The sequence below is a fragment of the uncultured Henriciella sp. genome, from assembly GCF_964005855.1.
Lineage (GTDB): Bacteria > Pseudomonadota > Alphaproteobacteria > Caulobacterales > Hyphomonadaceae > Henriciella.
The window spans coordinates 14,515-30,576 of the sequence record NZ_CAXFSW010000023.1 but is presented as its reverse complement, the minus strand read 5'-3'; the positions used below and the strand labels follow the sequence as shown (position 1 = coordinate 30,576).

16 protein-coding genes and 1 pseudogene are annotated in these 16,062 nt (G+C 57.2%); 6 read left to right on the top strand and 11 right to left on the bottom strand.

Annotated features, from left to right (window positions below; translation table 11 throughout):
* A partial coding sequence (locus tag ABNU55_RS14605) for a site-specific integrase (RefSeq protein WP_348764506.1) occupies nt 1–914 on the top strand: 914 nt, incomplete at its 5' end.
* A gap of 488 nt (nt 915–1,402) precedes the next feature.
* Here ABNU55_RS14605 and ABNU55_RS14600 read toward each other — a convergent pair.
* On the bottom strand, nt 1,403–1,765 hold the full coding sequence (locus ABNU55_RS14600) for a metalloregulator ArsR/SmtB family transcription factor (protein WP_348764507.1): 363 nt from the start codon (nt 1,763–1,765) through the stop codon (nt 1,403–1,405).
* A 44-nt stretch (nt 1,766–1,809) separates the two neighbouring features.
* Here ABNU55_RS14600 and ABNU55_RS14595 point away from each other — a divergent pair, with 44 nt between their 5' ends.
* The 3 genes from ABNU55_RS14595 (at nt 1,810) to ABNU55_RS14585 (ending at nt 4,315) form a co-directional block, all read left to right on the top strand.
* On the top strand, nt 1,810–2,679 hold the full coding sequence (locus tag ABNU55_RS14595) for a cation transporter (protein WP_290759921.1): 870 nt from the start codon (nt 1,810–1,812) through the stop codon (nt 2,677–2,679).
* Nucleotides 2,676–3,161: a signal peptidase II gene (gene lspA, locus ABNU55_RS14590; protein ID WP_290759923.1), complete on the top strand. Its 486-nt coding sequence runs from the start codon at nt 2,676–2,678 to the stop codon at nt 3,159–3,161. Before ABNU55_RS14595 ends, lspA begins: the two co-directional genes overlap by 4 nt.
* Nucleotides 3,162–3,655: 494 nt before the next feature.
* The gene (locus tag ABNU55_RS14585) at nt 3,656–4,315 is read left to right on the top strand and encodes a peroxiredoxin (RefSeq protein ID WP_290759925.1); all 660 of its coding nucleotides are present in this window, start codon (nt 3,656–3,658) and stop codon (nt 4,313–4,315) included.
* Nucleotides 4,316–5,401: 1,086 nt separating this feature from the next.
* Here the strand turns inward: ABNU55_RS14585 and sulP are convergent.
* From sulP to ABNU55_RS14560, 5 genes are read right to left on the bottom strand one after another with little or no spacing between them, the layout of a single operon-like run.
* Entirely contained in the window at nt 5,402–7,210 is a 1,809-nt protein-coding gene (sulP, locus tag ABNU55_RS14580; RefSeq protein ID WP_290759927.1) for a sulfate permease, read from the bottom strand.
* Between the two features lie 5 nt (nt 7,211–7,215).
* Entirely contained in the window at nt 7,216–8,958 is a 1,743-nt protein-coding gene (locus ABNU55_RS14575; RefSeq protein WP_348764505.1) for a TIGR01244 family sulfur transferase, read from the bottom strand.
* Nucleotides 8,959–8,991: 33 nt separating this feature from the next.
* Complete coding sequence (locus ABNU55_RS14570; RefSeq protein WP_290759931.1) at nt 8,992–9,858, bottom strand: MBL fold metallo-hydrolase; 867 nt, start codon at nt 9,856–9,858, stop codon at nt 8,992–8,994.
* Between the two features lie 16 nt (nt 9,859–9,874).
* Entirely contained in the window at nt 9,875–10,279 is a 405-nt protein-coding gene (locus tag ABNU55_RS14565; protein ID WP_290759932.1) for a metalloregulator ArsR/SmtB family transcription factor, read from the bottom strand.
* Nucleotides 10,276–10,944, bottom strand: coding sequence for a peroxiredoxin (locus ABNU55_RS14560; protein WP_290759934.1), 669 nt, complete (start codon nt 10,942–10,944; stop codon nt 10,276–10,278). Before ABNU55_RS14560 ends, ABNU55_RS14565 begins: the two co-directional genes overlap by 4 nt.
* A gap of 88 nt (nt 10,945–11,032) precedes the next feature.
* Here ABNU55_RS14560 and ABNU55_RS14555 point away from each other — a divergent pair.
* Nucleotides 11,033–11,511 (top strand): annotated as a pseudogene (locus ABNU55_RS14555) (YeeE/YedE family protein).
* A 263-nt stretch (nt 11,512–11,774) separates the two neighbouring features.
* On the opposite strand, the gene ABNU55_RS14550 reads toward ABNU55_RS14555, so the two are convergent.
* Complete coding sequence (locus tag ABNU55_RS14550; protein ID WP_348764504.1) at nt 11,775–12,335, bottom strand: sigma-70 family RNA polymerase sigma factor; 561 nt, start codon at nt 12,333–12,335, stop codon at nt 11,775–11,777.
* A 218-nt stretch (nt 12,336–12,553) separates the two neighbouring features.
* On the opposite strand from ABNU55_RS14550, the gene ABNU55_RS14545 reads away from it, so the two are divergent.
* Nucleotides 12,554–12,784 (top strand): helix-turn-helix transcriptional regulator, encoded by a 231-nt coding sequence (locus tag ABNU55_RS14545; protein ID WP_348764503.1) that lies wholly within the window; start codon nt 12,554–12,556, stop codon nt 12,782–12,784.
* Between the two features lie 230 nt (nt 12,785–13,014).
* Here the strand turns inward: ABNU55_RS14545 and ABNU55_RS14540 are convergent, their stop codons facing one another.
* The 4 genes from ABNU55_RS14540 to ABNU55_RS14525 form a co-directional block, all read right to left on the bottom strand.
* Entirely contained in the window at nt 13,015–13,179 is a 165-nt protein-coding gene (locus ABNU55_RS14540; RefSeq protein WP_290759938.1) for a hypothetical protein, read from the bottom strand.
* Between the two features lie 441 nt (nt 13,180–13,620).
* Nucleotides 13,621–14,082, bottom strand: a complete 462-nt coding sequence (locus ABNU55_RS14535) for a DUF6527 family protein (protein ID WP_348764502.1) — start codon at nt 14,080–14,082, stop codon at nt 13,621–13,623.
* Nucleotides 14,079–15,263 (bottom strand): ThiF family adenylyltransferase, encoded by a 1,185-nt coding sequence (locus ABNU55_RS14530; protein ID WP_290754557.1) that lies wholly within the window; start codon nt 15,261–15,263, stop codon nt 14,079–14,081. Before ABNU55_RS14530 ends, ABNU55_RS14535 begins: the two co-directional genes overlap by 4 nt.
* Nucleotides 15,238–15,915, bottom strand: a complete 678-nt coding sequence (locus tag ABNU55_RS14525; protein WP_290754558.1) for a multiubiquitin domain-containing protein — start codon at nt 15,913–15,915, stop codon at nt 15,238–15,240. The genes ABNU55_RS14530 and ABNU55_RS14525 overlap by 26 nt, the downstream gene beginning before the upstream one ends.
* Nucleotides 15,916–16,062: the final 147 nt, after the last annotated feature.

Genomic DNA, 16,062 nt, shown 5'->3' with positions numbered 1-16,062 from the left:
TCAAATGTGGAACAGAGCTAACTTATAAACGGGTACCCTTCGGGGAGCAGGTCAACCTCCACATTGCGGACATGTACGAGTCCCGCAAGCCCCTGCGCCGCTCGAAATCCTACTCGCTGAACAAACTCAAGCAGGATATCGGTCATATCCGGATTAACCAGATCGACCGGGAGACGATTGTCGATTTTGGACGCCATCGGTCTATCGAAGGCGCCGGTCCATCGACCATTGGCATGGACATCTCCTATCTGAAAACCATTCTTCTTCATGCCAAGGCCGTTCACGGCGTTCACACACCCGCAGAAGAAGTCCAGCTTGCCAGGGTCGCTCTCAATCGGCTCGGGCTGATCGGCAAAAGCCGTGAGCGAGACCGTAGACCAACGCAGGAAGAACTGGATAAGCTGTTTGCATTTTTCGATGCCAACACTCGTTACTTGGCCCCGATGAGCCGGATCATACGTTTCGCCATCGCAACGGCTATGCGCCAGTCCGAAATCTGCTCCTTCGAATGGGATGACGTGGATATGAGGCGGCGGATTGTTACCGTGCGCGATCGCAAGGATCCGAGACAGAAGGACGGCAATCATCAGAAAGTGCCACTTGTGGACCTGACGGGATATGATGGCTGGGCCCTCATCAATGAGCAGCGCCGGCATAATAACAACATCGGACGGGCCTTCCCCTACAATCCCCGGACCGTCGGCACCGCTTTCCGCCGCGCCTGCGCCGACCTGGGAATCGACAATCTCCACTTCCACGACCTTCGTCACGAGGCGACAAGCCGTCTGTTCGAGGCTGGTCTGGAAATCCAGCAGGTCGCGCTCGTGACTGGGCACAAGAATTGGAAAATGCTGAAGCGATATACGCACCTCACGGCTGACTCGATTGTCGCTCTGGCGGGCAGCAATTCTTAGTCGCAGGAAGTTAGCGCAAACGCTTGACCAGCCCACAACTTCTGACCTTGGCTCTTAAAACCAGCAAGACCAAGCGCTTTGGTGGCTTAGGTGAGGCTTCAGGACGCTCTTGTTCCACCATAACAATAGAGCGAGCAGAGCGCATCCGGGTCTGGCTCGTATTATTTCGAACGGATTCACACAAATCCTTACCACTTTACTGCAACTTCTCACTCCGCGTTCATTGAGAAATCTTAAGCAACTCTCAATCCGAGCGGAAAGTGCATATGCATCATCGGATGCTAGCTGGCCAGATGGATGGATGGACACAAGACAATTTGTGACGCGGCGGAAAAGACTTCTGGACGTCTCCCAAAAGAGCTTAATGGATGCAGTTCAGATATGCCGCTACGAATGCCCGTTATCCGCCTCTTGTGGCGAAAAACCGCCAATGACGGTAAAGTTTGTGTTGCGCATCAAGACTAAGATGGGAGCTTGGTCGCTACTTGTCAGCTCGGAGACGACACGACGTAGTTTCCACAAGTCTCGACGCCATTAGCTTCGTCTCCTAACAACTCGCTTGCAAGTACCAGCAAGTCCTCCAAGCGCGAATCGCCCAAGCCGTAATGAACATAACGGCCACGCTGAACGCCAGACACCAGTCCGCATTCGCTCAGGCAGCGGAGGTGGTTGGATGCGTTCGACTGCGACAATCCCGTAATCTCAACGATTTCCCCAACCGAGAGGGGTCCTGCGCGTAACGCTTCCAGGATGAACAAGCGAGAGGTATCGGCCAATCCCCGGAACAGCTTCGCCCGCAACAGTATAGGATCGAGATCGGCCCGTTCACCCAAGTCAGCATCGCTCGACATATCATTCATGAGTGATATAATCCTTTAAGAGTTAGGAAATTCATATGAGTATAGCAGCCTCAATAGATAAAGCCGAGACCCAACGCTATCGGGTCACTGGCATCGACTGTCCCTCGTGCGCCAGAAAGATTGAAAAGGCTGTGCGCTCGGTTGGGGTAAAAAACGTGAAAGTTTCAACGGCGACGCAAATCATGACGCTCCGCGTCGACGATCCTGCCAAACGACTACCAGCGGTGGAACGCGCTGTTACCGGAATCGGTTACCGGCTGGACAGCTTGGACAACCCTGCAGTCGACAGTGGAGGTGACATCGACGACCTGCCGAAAGATCTGGTGCACATCACGCCGGCTTACAGAAGGGCGTTATGGACTGTAATCCTCCTGAACATCAGCTATGGTGTTGTAGAGGCGATCGGCGGTTTCATCTCAGGATCGCAGGCGCTGAAGGCTGATGCGCTCGATTTTCTTGGCGATGGCCTGATTACTTTCCTCGGCATTCTCGCGATTGGCTGGTCTCTGGCCTGGCGAGCCCGCTCAGCGCTGGCCCAGGGTCTATTTCTGGGCGCTCTCGGGCTTGGTGTTCTCGCCAACACCACTTACCGTATCTTGGTGCAACAACAGCCCGATGCGCAGTTAATGGGCCTGTTTGCAGTGATTGCGCTGGTGGTCAACCTCATCGCGGTGCTTCCCCTACTGCCTCATCGGGAGGGAGATGCTAATGTGCGGGCAGTCTGGCTCTTCAGTCGTAATGATGCCATCGGCAATGCTACGGTCGTCGTAGCTGCGGGCATAGTTGCCTGGACCGGCACGGCATGGCCCGACCTTGCGGTTGCGATCGTGATAGCTGGGCTGTTCCTACATTCCTCATGGTCGATAATCCGCGATGCTTGGGCCGATCTATGGGTGGCGAAATGAACGCCGTGCGCCGACTTGGCGTCATGTGCGCGGTGGCCGCCCTCGCTCTTGATCAAGGCTCAAAGGCGGTTGTCCTCACCACCTCCGCTTTCGCGAACGGAGTCGAAGTTCTTCCGTTCATCAATCTTCTGCGCGGTCAAAATTCCGGAGTGGCCTTCGGAATATTCGGCGGGGCGCCGTGGTGGGCGCTCGCACTGCTCGCCTTGTCAATTGTGGGGGCACTCTTTGTTTGGCTTTGGCGGGCACAGAACCGCCTGACCGCAGTAGCCCTTGGGCTGCTGATTGGCGGGGCCCTTGGCAACGCGCTGGATCGGCTGCGCCACGGGGCCGTGACGGACTTTCTCGATTTCCACTTGGGGGCCTATCATTGGCCCACTTTCAACATGGCTGATGTGGCTATTGTTAGCGGGACTGCCCTGATTTTATTTCACGGTTTTTGCAAGCCACAAGAGCAGCGATATGCGGAGTCTGAGAAGGGATGACAGAACCTCTCATACCTGCGTGAACGTTGCCGCAGCTGTGTAGTCCTGACGATTTTACTTCCGAGGAATGCCGCCACAACTGGACCTGTTGGCGAGCAATATCTTGGTCCGCACAACGGTCTGCGTGCTGAGGCCGCAGCTCACCGAGCTGTTTAATGTCCAGAACGGGTCGATTGGCGTGAAGCGGCTCAAGAAGCCGTGCTGGACAAGCATGTGAAGAAAAGAACGACAAAGGCAAAATTCGGCCCCGCCCGCGGAGAACATGGCGCCACGACAAGGCCCGACCTCAGGCTACTCGCCTTCCAGGAAACCCGACGCGAGATCCCTAGATCTTTGCTCACCAAGCTGGCGCTCGGACGTCACCATACACAATCGAAACCGCATTTGATGCCGAAGGCGACCGGGTCGCAGATTGCATTCAATTTATTTTGTCATATCACCAATTGATGATACATAAGAACCAGTTGGAAGTTCAGGCAAAGGAGCCCCTCACCATGAGTCTTCGTATCAACGACACCGCTCCGGATTTCACGGTTGACACGACCGAGGGAGAAATTCGCTTTCACGACTGGATCGGTGATAGTTACGCTGTCCTGTTCAGTCACCCAAAGGACTTCACGCCCGTCTGCACGACCGAGCTTGGCTATATGGCCGGCCTGAAAGAGAAGTTCGAGACGCGCGACACCAAGATGATCGGGATATCGGTCGACCCAGTCGAGGAACACCTGAGATGGAAAGCAGACATCGAGAAGGTCTCCGGTCACAAAGTCGATTATCCGATGATTGGCGACCCTAAGATGAAGATAGCCAAGCTGTACGACATGCTGCCTGCCGAGGAGTCCGGCGCATCAGAAGGACGCACGCCAGCTCAGAATGCGACCGTGCGCAACGTATTTATTATTGGGCCAGATAAGAAAATTAAACTGATTTTGACTTATCCAATGACAACGGGGCGAAATTTTGATGAGATTCTGCGCGCGCTCGACTCGATCCAGCTCACCGCTAAGCACCAAGTCGCAACCCCGGCGCAGTGGAAACCGGGGGAAGACGTGATTATCACGCCCGCCGTCTCTAACGAGGACGCGCGGCAACGATTCGGCGATTTCGAACAAGTTCTGCCCTATCTGCGTAAAACCAAGGCCCCGAGCGGCTGATGTGACCCGTCTATCCATCACATAAGCCGTTTGCGGTAAGCATAACAGGCTTGGAGAAACCAATCTTTGCGCCGATATTTCCAATTCGGTGATCATTGTGCATTAGATTAGCTCGACCTCATGGTGCTTGCAGATGATGCGCGCACGCCAACACACCGCGGGAAGAATGAAAGCACGGGCTCAATTCCCATCAGTTCCACCATTAAGGAGCAGCAGTTGAATGGAATAACGTCCATTTGAGTGCATAAAGCCCGATGACTAGTTGTCGTTGGGCTTTTTTGTTCTGGACTTGGCCTGAATTTACCGACCTGCCTTCACAGGTAGACCTGAAGCGTTCTTCGCCTTCGGCACAATCAGCAGCCCTTTCCGCGGCTTCTTTGAAGTTCTCTAGTTGAGCCTCTATAATCCATTAGAGCGATCTCGTTCCTCAACACCTTGACCTGGGTCAGTTGAAGTAGGGCCTGATCCACTTTCACCTTCCTGCAGTAGAAGGAAAGTCATGTCTGCCCCCTATGATGACACCCTTCGGGCGCATGTGATTGACGTGGTTGAGCGGGGCGTTACACGATCGGGGTTGCCACCTCGATACGCTGAGTGCGCCAGTGGCGCGAGACAGGTGAGCTGACCCACCAGCCTCAAAGGCGTCGGTGGTGATCGATTGCCCCATGAACCGGTAGATATTCACCGCTTATGTCGCAGGCTTCCTCGCCCCCGCCTCTCTCGCAAGTCGACATCGCTGTGATGGCTAGTATCTCCTCCCACAAGGGAGAGGCGGTCGCCGCGTTGAATTGGGAACCTGGCGCAGAGTCTTGTTCCTGCCCCTTACAGCTGCGGTTCAACCCCATTGAACAAGGCCTTCGCGAAGTCCAAACTTGCCGCAAAACGCACTGTCGAACCACTTTGGGACGAAGTCAGACAGGAGTTGAACCACTTCGCGCGAGAAGAATGCGCCAACTACTTCAGAAGGGCGAAGTATTGATCCAACCTATCTACAACTGACTCCAATCGCCTACACCCACCATCAAAAGCTAGCACACGCTGTCGGTGTCTTCCGGTCCGGCCTCTTTCGAAACGCCCCATCAACCACTAGACGCGATCAATGCCCGCCATTCTCAGCGACGGGCAGGGAATGGCATCCGGCGTCGTCGTCTTTGCGTCGCGGCTGAAAGCCATCTGGACAGTTTCAAGGTCCAGATCCTCCATTGCATCGTATGTGTTGAGGTACACATTACCGGTCAGCTCCTCGAGGAAATGCGAGCGCTTCAACCGGTCCATGACCGGCCCTTTCACTTCAGACAGGTGGAGCGTGACATCCGCATCCTTCAGGCGAAGATTGATCGCTTCGAGACTTTCCAGCCCACTCGCATCAATCCGGTTCACAGCCGGACACATAAGCACAAGATGCTCCAGGTCCGGCCGGTTACTGAGCACACAGTAAACGGTGTCTTCCAGAAAACGGGCATTTGCAAAGTACAGGCTCTCATCGATCCGAATGATGAGTACCTGGTCCGAAATCACGACACTGTGGCGGTTCACATTGCGGAAGTGGTGCGTGCCCGGCATCTGTCCGACCAGCGCGAAATGTGGACGGCTGGTATTGTAGAGATGCAGGAAGAGCGACAGCGCCACGCCGGTCGTCACACCAAGTTCAACGCCCGAGAGTAGCGTCACCAAAATTGTCGCCGCCATGGCCGCGAAGTCGGACCGCGAATAGGTCCAGACCTGCCATATGGCCTTGAGGTCGACGAGGGACAGCACTGCAACGATGATCGTTGCGGCAAGTACGGCCTGCGGCAGGAAATAGAGATACGGCGTCAGGAAGAGTGTCGCGAGGGCGATGCCGACCGCCGTGAATGCGCCTGCCGCTGGCGTTTCGGCCCCGGCGTCGAAGTTCACGGCTGAACGGGCGAGCCCCCCGGTGACCGGATACCCGCTCGAAATGCCGGCGGTCATACTGGCAGCCCCCAGGCCGATAAGCTCCTGGTTCGGGTCGACGCGCTGACGGCGCTTGGCGGCAAGCGTTTTGGCAACCGAAGTGGACTCGACGAAACCAATCAGGCTGATCAGTGCGGCCGACCCGACAAGCTGCATCCACACATCCCGGTCAAAGGCAGGCAACCCGATAGACGGCAGGTCGCGCGGCACTTCTCTGAGAATACGCACCCCCTCCTCTTCGAGGCGCAGCAGGGCCACGGCGAGTATACTTGCAATGACGGCAAAGACCGGCCCTGTCCGGGTCAGGATGGCGGCAGCTTTTTCAGGCAATCCAGCCTTAATGAGAGCTGGCTTCAGATACTTGCGTGAGCCGAACAGGAAAATGAGTGACGCAACCCCGATGATCAGGGTTGGAAAATTGATATCGCCAAGACTGGCGCCGAGCTCTATCACGATCTCGAAAAGATTGTGTCCGCCCGCCTCGACACCAAGGATGTGCTTGAGCTGGGAGGCCGCGATGATAATGCCCGATGCGGTAATGAAGCCGGACACCACAGGGTGGCTCAGAAAATTCGCCAGGAAACCCATCCGGAACAGGCCAAGCACCAGAAGAATCACCCCCGACAGGAAGGCGAGGATCAGCGCCGCCTGTATGTAGGCCTCCGACCCCTGCGCGGCGACCTTTCCCGCCGCGGCGGCCGTCATCAGCGAGAGGATCGCGACAGGCCCGACCGCCAGCGTCCGGCTGGTCCCGAAGAGTGCATAGGCAATGAGCGGCAGGATGGACGCATAAAGCCCGATAACGGGTGGCAGTCCCGCCAGCATCGCATAGGCCAGAGATTGCGGGATCAGCATGATCGTGACGATCACCGCCGCGATCAGGTCGTTGACCAGCGTCTCACGGCGGTAGTCGCGCCCCCATTCGAGGATCGGCAGATAGCGGGATGGGCGGAATGCCATTCGGGTCAGGCCACCTTACCCGGCTTGTTATCCTGACCGGAGGCATCCTGCGCCTCATGCGAGGCCGGACGGTGCGTCAACACTTTCGGGCTGGCGAGCGTTTCCTTGCCGCGTAGCATCATATCGAAATAGATCCAGGGCAGCATCTTCGCTTTCAGGAACCAGGCCGAGCGCGTCGGTTTCTCGCCATTCATCATCCACTTGGGCAATGTCGGCTCCAGCTTGCCGCCATAAGCAAACTCAGCCAGCACGATCTTGCCGCGCTCCACTGTCAGCGGACACGAGCCATAGCCGCTATAAACCGCTGTTGGCGCCTTGCCGTCGAGTGCTCGGACGATGTTGTGGGCGGCGACTGGCGCCTGCTTGCGCACGGCGGCCGCCGTCTTGGCGTTAGGCGTGGACCCGGCATCGCCCAATCCGAAGACATTCCCATACTGATTGTGCTGCAAGGTCTCTGCATCGACATCGACCCATCCGGCATCATTGGCGAGCGGGCTCTTTGCCACGAAGTCAAGCGCTGTCTGCGGCGGGCAGACATGCAGCATGTCGAAGGACTGTTCCTGCCGGGTCACATTGCCCTCGGAATCCTTTACATCAAACCAGGCTTTTTTCGCAGGCCCGTCGACCGCGACGAGCGTCTGATTGAAAGCGAGATCAATACCATAGGCTTTGACGTATTCCATCAGAGCCGGGACATATTCCTTCACACCGAAAAGAACGCCGCCCGCATTGTGGAAGCTGACGTCGATATCCTTCAGGACACCGCGCCTCTTCCAGGCATCGCAGGCAAGGTACATCGCCTTCTGCGGGGCGCCCGCACACTTGATCGGCATCGGCGGCTGCGTGAAGAGCGCTTTGCCCCCCCTCAGTGACTGAACCAGCTCCCAGGTATAAGGTGCCATGTCGAACAGATAGTTCGAGGTAACGCCATTCTTGCCGAGCGTATCGCGCAACCCCTCGACACCTTCCCAGTCCAGTTTAAGGCCGGGCGCCACCACAAGAATGCGATAGCCGATGCGCGTTCCATCCTCGAGGACGACCTGATTGCGGTCAGGCTCGAAACCCGCACAGGCCGACCGGATCCACTTCACACCTTCAGGCATGAGCGAGTCCATTGGCCGCTCGGTCTGCTTGCGGTTGAAGACCCCGCCGCCGACAAGCGTCCATCCTGGCTGATAATAATGCTCTGTCTTCGGCTCGACGATGGCGATATCGGTCTCGCCACGCCGCTTGAGAATGCTGGAAGCCGTCGAAATGCCCGCTGCGCCGCCGCCGATAATCAGCACGTCATGAATGCGTGAAGCACGCGCGCCGACTGAACTGCCCGCAGCATTTTCCGCCGACAGACGATCTTTCAACCCTGATATATCATAGCCGGCATCCGACGCCGTTTTGAGGATTGAGTCCGCAGACAGGTGGCCTGCCTGTAACAGGGCCCAAAGGCTGACGGATCGTGTGCCCGTGCGGCAATAGGCCAGCACCGGGGCGGGCAGTTCACGCATGGCTGTCGCGAAATTCGATACGTCGGCCCGGGTGATGTCACCTGGCGTGACAGGTATATATCGGACATTGAGCCCATGCCTTTCTGCTGCCGCAAAAATCTCCTCGTGATTGGGTTGCTCGCTCGCTTCGCCATCAGGCCGGTTGATGAGGATGGCGCGATAGCCTTTCGAGGCGGCCAGGCCGACATCCTGCGCGGTAAGCTGGGGTGACACCGAAAAGTCCGGCGCAATAGTCTTGATATCCATTGGGTCGTCCTCCCGCTTCAGGATTGCCGGCTATTACAGTGCGTTGATGGGTAGCTTCATGTAGATCTTGCCATTCGGCTCGGCGGGCGGCATTTCACCTGCACGCATATTGATCTGAACCGATGGCAGGATCAGCTTCGGCATGGAAAGCGTTGCATCACGCTCGGTGCGCATCTTTACGAAATCCTCGCGCGATGTGCCTTGCTTGACATGCTTGTTGGAGTGTTTCTCTTCGCCGATCGTCGTCTCCCAGACATAGTCGTCGCGCCCCGGCGCCTTGTAATCGTGGCACAGGAAGATGCGCGTCTCATCCGGAAGCGCAAACAGCTTCTGGATCGAGTCATAGAGCGTGCCGGCATCCCCGCCGGGAAAGTCGCAGCGCGCGGTGCCGAAGTCCGGCATGAAGATCGTATCGCCGACGAAAACAGCATCGCCGATGACATGGCTCATGCAGGCAGGCGTATGGCCCGGTGTGTGGATCGCCTTCGCCTCAATCGAGCCGAGCCTGTAGGTCTCGCCATCCTTGAAGAGATGATCGAACTGGCTGCCATCGGTGTGGAACGCCTGTCCTTCATTGAAAATCTCGCCGAAAACCTTCTGGACAGTGGCGATATGTTCGCCGATCCCTGTTTGTCCGCCAAGCTGTTCGCGAACATAGGGCGTCGCGGTCAAGTGGTCGGCATGGACATGGGTATCGATCACCCATTCAACCTCCAGGCCCTTCTCCCTGACGAAGGCGATCAGCCTGTCAGCCGAGTCTGTTTTCGTGCGGCCCGAAGCCTGGTCAAAGTCCAGTAATGCATCGATGACGGCGGCCTTCTCGGTCGCGGGGTCCCAGACGACGTAACTGATCGTGTTTGTGGTGTCGTCGAAGAACCCTTGAACGGTGGGTGTGTTCATGGGTCTGTTCCTTCCTTCAGTTGAGAACACGGGCAAAATGGCCCGAGCCATCGCTTAAATTCTTCTGAATGAACCCCTCCCGCGCGACACGGCCGAGCGGCTTCGCGCCAGGGACGACCTTGTCGAGCATGACAGCGCAAAGCGCATCGACCATGGCGCCGGCGCGTGAGGCGTCCGACAGCCTGTAATAAATGGACTTCGCTTCGCGCCGGGTTTCCACCAGACCCTCCTCGCGCAGCTTGGAGAGTTCGCGCGAGAGGCGCGGCTGGCGGATCCCGATCGCCTTTTCGATCTCGCTGACCGAGAGCTCAGTATCGCGCAGCTGACAACAGATCATCAGGCGGACCGGATGCGCCAGCGCCTTTAGCAGTATTGTCGTTTCTTCGGCCAAAGGCAGCATGTCCTCGTTGTCAGGTGTCATTGATCCACTCCCCGGGGCGTATAGTACCAGGCTGCGCCATCTCCGGCGCTACGGGCGTCGGCCTCATGCATGTTGCTCGGCGCTGACAGAACGGGACGATCGCCGGGCATCCACCCTTCCGGCGTGGACACGTTGTCCGTGTCCGATGTCTGAAGTGCAGCGAGGACGCGGAGAATTTCTCCGACCGAACGGCCCACCGCCAACGGATAATGAACCATTGCACGGATCACGCCTTGAGGATCGATGAAAAAGACCGACCGGACAGACGCCGTGGAGTCTGACTCGTCATGGATCATCCCGTAAGCCCGGCCAATCGACATCGAAATGTCCTCGATGATGGGAAAGGAGATGCGCACATCGAAACGCGCCTCGATATCCTTCACCCAGGCGAGATGGGCATACAGGCTATCGACCGACAGGCCGAGCAGGTCGCACTCCAGATCATTAAACCGCTCGATCTGCTTCTGAAACGCGATGAATTCCGAGGTGCAGACCGGCGTGAAGTCAGCCGGATGCGAGAAAAAGACCAGCCAGCGCCCCCGATAGCCGGACAGCTGGACCGAGCCTTCCGTGGTCCGCGCAACAAAATCCGGCGCCGTCGCCCCGATACGGGCAGAGGGCAGTTTCGCGTCGTCCGTGCGGGAAAGATCCATTGTGTCGCTCATCAGATAATCCTTGATTTCTAATTTACGTATTACATTATACAGATGTGTCAATTGATTTGATCTGACTGTCCACCACAGAGAGACAAGCATGGAAAATTTTACGCCCCTGAGCGCGAGTATCGGCGGCGCATTGATTGGCGTCTCAGCGGTTCTGCTCATGGCACTGCACGGCCGGATCGCGGGCATAAGCGGCCTTTTCTCCGGTATGGTGTTCGCGGATCGCGGTGACCGGACCTGGCGCGTCTTTTTCGTCGCGGGACTGGTCCTCGCCGCGCCCGCATGGCTGGCCGCCAGCGGTCAGGGAATCGCGTTCGACATGGACGCAGGCTGGCCCCTGATCGTCGCGGGCGGGCTGCTGGTCGGCTTCGGCACACGGCTCGGGTACGGCTCGGGTCTGGCTGCACAAATGGTCACGGCGTGTGCGGGCTGTCCCGCCTGTCGCCCCGCTCGATGGTCTCGGTGGCACTGTTCATGGGCGCCGGCATGGCCACGGTCGCTCTCGTCAACCCCCTTTTCGGAGGCTATGGCCACGACCACACCAAGCACCAGGACCGCCGCAATACCTGACAGCCACACAGAGCCTGCCCGCCAGCGAGCAGCCCAGGCGGACGCCCCTTCACCTCGACCCCACTTGCCGAGACCGGTCCGATCCAGGACCGCCAGGCTCCGCTCTATCTCACGAAAGGCGGCAGCATTGGCGGGATTGACCTCCCAAGCCTGGAACGTCTGCCAAGTCTCCTCTGAAAGATGAGGCTCCGTCAGCTGCGCATACCAGCGCGCCGCCGCCCGCAGCCGCTCTGTGTGATCGTCCGATCGTGTGGCCATGATGATTACCCCGCTCTCGCGAGGCCTTCAGCGATGGCTGCAAGCGCCCCGGCTATATCCCTCTTCACCGTTCGTGGTGAGACTGACAGACGTTTCGCGATCTCATCATAGGTCAGACGCTCATAGCGATGCAGCCGCAAAGCCTCGGTCGCGCGCTCCGGCAAAGCAGCCATCACCGCCGTGGCAATATCCAGCATCTGCGAGTCAATGAGTTGGCGCTCGGGAGTCACGCCCCGCCCGCAGGCAACCTCGTCCTGTATGTCTCTGATCTCCGAAGAGACCCTTCGCTGCCGCACATGACCGGATTTTAGGTAATTTACGGTCAGGTTTCGCACTGTGGTGAACAGCAGCTTGCGAAGCTCTTCCCCCTCGCGGTCACCATAGGCCCGCTGCACCGCCACAAAAGCATCCTGCACCAGGTCCTCCGCATCCGCCGCGTTACCCACACGCAAGCGCGCCAGCCGTACAAGCTGGCCATACTGGCGGGAGAAGACATCCTGCAGGACACCCTCGGTTTCCTGCCTCGCTCCAAACCGGCACCTCGCATCTCTGGTGCTCGTCAACATTTCATGGCTCACGAGCGATCCTCCCGACGCGGATCGCAATCGTCGAAGAACAGGAGATAATCGAGATGCCGATGAGTTCGCCCACGAAAAAATGGGCGCTTTCTTTACGTTGAAACTTAATCGGCACCTTTCACCTCCTGCGGACTACGTCAGATACCCGCCCCAAAATACATATTATAGTACATAACACTAGAATATGTAACCGGTATTCTTGTGGCATGGATATGCGCAAGCTGGTGGGTCGAAATTTTGCGCGTCTGCGCCGCGAAAAGCGCTTGACTCAAGAGGAAGTCGAGACCCGTTCCGGGTTCAGCCAACAGTATCTGAGTGGTTTGGAGCGAGGCAAACGCAACCCGACGATCGTGACCTTGTATGAACTCTCCCAGGCCCTCGGCGTATCACATGTGGATCTGGTGATGCCGGACAACCAGGCCAGCTTGAAGAAGTAAGAACATAAGCTTCGTTCCCTTCTTGCCGACTGCCAAATGCTTTCCTTTTTACCCAAAGCTCTACAGCTTTGGCTTTAGCACGTCCTGCAGCATCTTCTTGTCGAGTGACAAGTCAGCAACAATCCGTTTCAGCGAAGTACTTTCGCCTTCCAGCTCTTACAGCCGCCGCATCCCAGATAGCATCTGGCCGTAATATCGTTTAAACTCTTCCCCAATCGGCTTTGCTTGTCCTAGACAAGTTCCGACGCGCTGTTGTTGTGACACTGGGCGCACCGCCGCATCAATTCCTTGCGCCGTTCGGGAGACGGGGCGCGAGCCGCGACTTCCGCGTCGACCATGTCATAGAGCGGATAGTATTTCTGATCGTACGTGAACGCGATTAGCTCCAGTATCATGTGCGCATTGCGTAGTTCTTCGTCCGTGACAGCCATGGCGCTATAGTCGCAAACCAGTTCGGCGCCCAATTGGATCGCGTCCAGATTGCTGCACATCGATGCAGCGTGGGGGCGGCGGTGTAACCCGGTTGAAGATATCGGAGGCGCGTGAGCCGCGCTTCTTCGAAGTCGAAATCGCCCCGCTCCGCGCCAAGCTCTTTCGCCCCCAGCTACCGCCGGCGGATTTCGTCATTCAGGACTTTCAGAATCGGAGAGAATGTCGAGCCGTACAGAACCACAATTTCCGCGGCTATTGCCTGAGCGAGTCTTAAGGATCCATCCGAAACTGCATGATGCAGTTTCCGCATCGCCATGGCGTTCATAAGTTCGAGCCGAAGGCACATGCCGCAATCACATGCATAAGCGCGCAAAATACCGGGACTGCGGCTCGTCCGGATCGCATTATCCGGCGCCTCCGAAATGGCGTCGTATCCAATCCAGGATGCGTTCGGGCCAGCTTCTTGGGGTTTTAGACGCCGAACCTATTGTCTTCGTTGAGCGTTCGGTTCCGTCCGCTTCATGATGCCAGTTCGATTTCCGGGCTTCGTCACGCTTCCGCCCCGTCTGAACCATCTCCTCGCTCCAATCACCCGCCCATACGATCCGGTTTGCGGTGATCAGATAGTGCGACCGGCACGGAAAGCTCCAATTGCCCACGGAAGGTCTCACGGTCACTGAAATGCCGTCGAATGTCATTCTCCAGTCCGTGGGGTGGAGAGGAAGCACAACCTTTTCGCCGCATCCGCACGCGCATTTGTGCGCGGTCGTCGTGTACTCGATGGAGATATAGAGAAGGCCCGGTTCTAGATCTTTAGGAATGAACTCCACGAACCGAGGCGTTAGAACCTCAATTTTCGCCGTCATGCCGCTTCCCGGATCATCGTGTGTGTCTCGACCTGGTAAATCCATACGGGCTCGCCGAAGCTGGCATAGAACCTACGATGTGCTTTCCAGAGTTGGATCGCCATATCGGCATTCAGACTGTTCATGTCCGACACCTGAATATTGGCGGTGTAAATTTCATCCTCGCCTGAATTGTTGAGCGGGATATGCGGCCGGATCGCGTCACGGGTTTCATGCGTGCTAAGAACAGCACGGAGGGTGCCGCCGATGCCTCGTGATCCGAGGTGCAGTCCCATACCGACATCAACGAAGGCGAGCTGCATCGCCTCCAGCTTAGCAATCACTTTTGCCTTGGCAGGCCCCGCGTCCATAGAGACGAACGCGAATGTCGCGCCATCGAGATGGTGTATATTGTCTGCGCAAAGACTGATGGGATGAGGAATAATACTGTTCTTCATCTGAGCATAGCGGCGCGCATGGTATTCCACCTTATGCGGCGGTGGCTGTAGTTCCGAGCGCGCGGGTGCGCCAGGCGAGCGAAACGCATTGTGTGGGTAGAATTTGTCACCATCAAACAACCAGATCTCGTCAACCGGAGCCTTGGAAACATGATCAAGGATATATGAGCCGGTGCCGCCAAGCCCGATGAGAGCGACGATTTCGCCTTTAAATAACTTGGAAAGCTGCGAGATCCCCGCCCGTGCCGATGCGCTATCGGGGAAGACGAAGGGATCGTTTTCTGAGGCGCTTGGTGGCAAGGCTCCCACCCTCGAACTAGCCGTGGGGTCGATCGCGTGAACCTCGCTTAGAATAATCGCCTCATACGTGGTCACCTTCTCGTAATAGTCACGATAACCTCGGCGCCCATTTGCCTCACGAGGCTTATTGGAGAAGCCGCAGCGCAGATTGAGTTCGCCGAGCCTTTTGATCGTCGGGCTGGTCGGTCCGAGCGCCGCCAGCGGTCGGCCTTTGCGGTCACAAGGCGTTTCTCCTGCGAACGACATTACGTGTCTACTCGGAGGAACCGTGCCCTCCGCCGTGGCGTCAAGCGGGCAAACGAAAGTGCCACGGCGAATGTTTCCCCCCGAATCCAGATAGGGAATTTCTTCGACGACAAGGTGACCGTCCTCAACTCGGACGGCATAACCCTCATCGACGAGCCTTTTCAGATCCGTGCTACGATTTATCAGTTGCTGAGACATTGAAGACCATCCCCTCTACGACGCGGATTTTCCCACCTTCCAGCAGCGAACCTTCCGGCCGGCGCTTTGGCCCCCTTGAGAACGAGACCGTGAAGCAAACCTGGTCTCGCCCGAACAGTTTGGGGAATGCGAGTTTCGCGAGTTCCGAGAAGGAAATCCGTCCCTTATCAACTGTGATCTGTTCGCCGTTCAGAATGATGTGGAGGGTCGCGTCATGGGGCTCCCCCGAGCGAATCCGTTCCACGCCTTCGCGGCGCAGGCGGACCTTGCCGTCGTCGGGAACGAGACGGTCTCTGTCTGAATCCAGATACAAATCCTGGTCATCTGAAATTTCGCCGATGACTCTTAGATCGGCAACAGAAATCTCGTCATCGCCCCAAACGACCTCCCGTTCATTGAGGGTCGCCCGAAAGAGGCGGTCGCCTTTGAACGCCCGCAATACCGGCGGTGTGTCGATATCGAGCCTGATGGTCTCATCAAGCCCGAGAACCTGGGTTCCAGCGTTCGCGTACAGGACCAACGAGAAGTCAGATGCCGGCCGATAGCGGCCCAAGTTCAGGACGTCGCGTCCTGAAGTTTCCGGATCATCGGTTTCCAGAATGCGATTGTCGAAGACAAGTCGATATTGGGGTCGAGAGGCAGGTTGCGCCATTGGACTACTCCATAGTTGTTTCGCCCCAGCGCCGGGCCCAGCGGAGCTTGACGGAAAGCGCGCAGTGTGATTCTTTGTCCTAGAAGTAAGACGCCTTTCACGCATGAGACGCTTTCTGTCTCACTCATGAAACACTTTAGGAACACT

Excerpts from the sequence above, each read along its gene's own strand:
- ABNU55_RS14600 (WP_348764507.1), bottom strand. The coding sequence starts at position 1,765 with ATGTCGAGCGATGCTGACTTGGGTGAACGGGCCGATCTCGATCCTATA.
- ABNU55_RS14595 (WP_290759921.1), top strand. The coding sequence starts at position 1,810 with ATGAGTATAGCAGCCTCAATAGATAAAGCCGAGACCCAACGCTATCGG.
- lspA (WP_290759923.1), top strand. The coding sequence starts at position 2,676 with ATGAACGCCGTGCGCCGACTTGGCGTCATGTGCGCGGTGGCCGCCCTC.
- ABNU55_RS14585 (WP_290759925.1), top strand. The coding sequence starts at position 3,656 with ATGAGTCTTCGTATCAACGACACCGCTCCGGATTTCACGGTTGACACG.
- sulP (WP_290759927.1), bottom strand. The coding sequence starts at position 7,210 with ATGGCATTCCGCCCATCCCGCTATCTGCCGATCCTCGAATGGGGGCGC.
- ABNU55_RS14575 (WP_348764505.1), bottom strand. The coding sequence starts at position 8,958 with ATGGATATCAAGACTATTGCGCCGGACTTTTCGGTGTCACCCCAGCTT.
- ABNU55_RS14570 (WP_290759931.1), bottom strand. The coding sequence starts at position 9,858 with ATGAACACACCCACCGTTCAAGGGTTCTTCGACGACACCACAAACACG.
- ABNU55_RS14565 (WP_290759932.1), bottom strand. The coding sequence starts at position 10,279 with ATGACACCTGACAACGAGGACATGCTGCCTTTGGCCGAAGAAACGACA.
- ABNU55_RS14560 (WP_290759934.1), bottom strand. The coding sequence starts at position 10,944 with ATGAGCGACACAATGGATCTTTCCCGCACGGACGACGCGAAACTGCCC.
- ABNU55_RS14550 (WP_348764504.1), bottom strand. The coding sequence starts at position 12,335 with ATGTTGACGAGCACCAGAGATGCGAGGTGCCGGTTTGGAGCGAGGCAG.
- ABNU55_RS14545 (WP_348764503.1), top strand. The coding sequence starts at position 12,554 with ATGGATATGCGCAAGCTGGTGGGTCGAAATTTTGCGCGTCTGCGCCGC.
- ABNU55_RS14540 (WP_290759938.1), bottom strand. The coding sequence starts at position 13,179 with ATGATACTGGAGCTAATCGCGTTCACGTACGATCAGAAATACTATCCG.
- ABNU55_RS14535 (WP_348764502.1), bottom strand. The coding sequence starts at position 14,082 with ATGACGGCGAAAATTGAGGTTCTAACGCCTCGGTTCGTGGAGTTCATT.
- ABNU55_RS14530 (WP_290754557.1), bottom strand. The coding sequence starts at position 15,263 with ATGTCTCAGCAACTGATAAATCGTAGCACGGATCTGAAAAGGCTCGTC.
- ABNU55_RS14525 (WP_290754558.1), bottom strand. The coding sequence starts at position 15,915 with ATGGCGCAACCTGCCTCTCGACCCCAATATCGACTTGTCTTCGACAAT.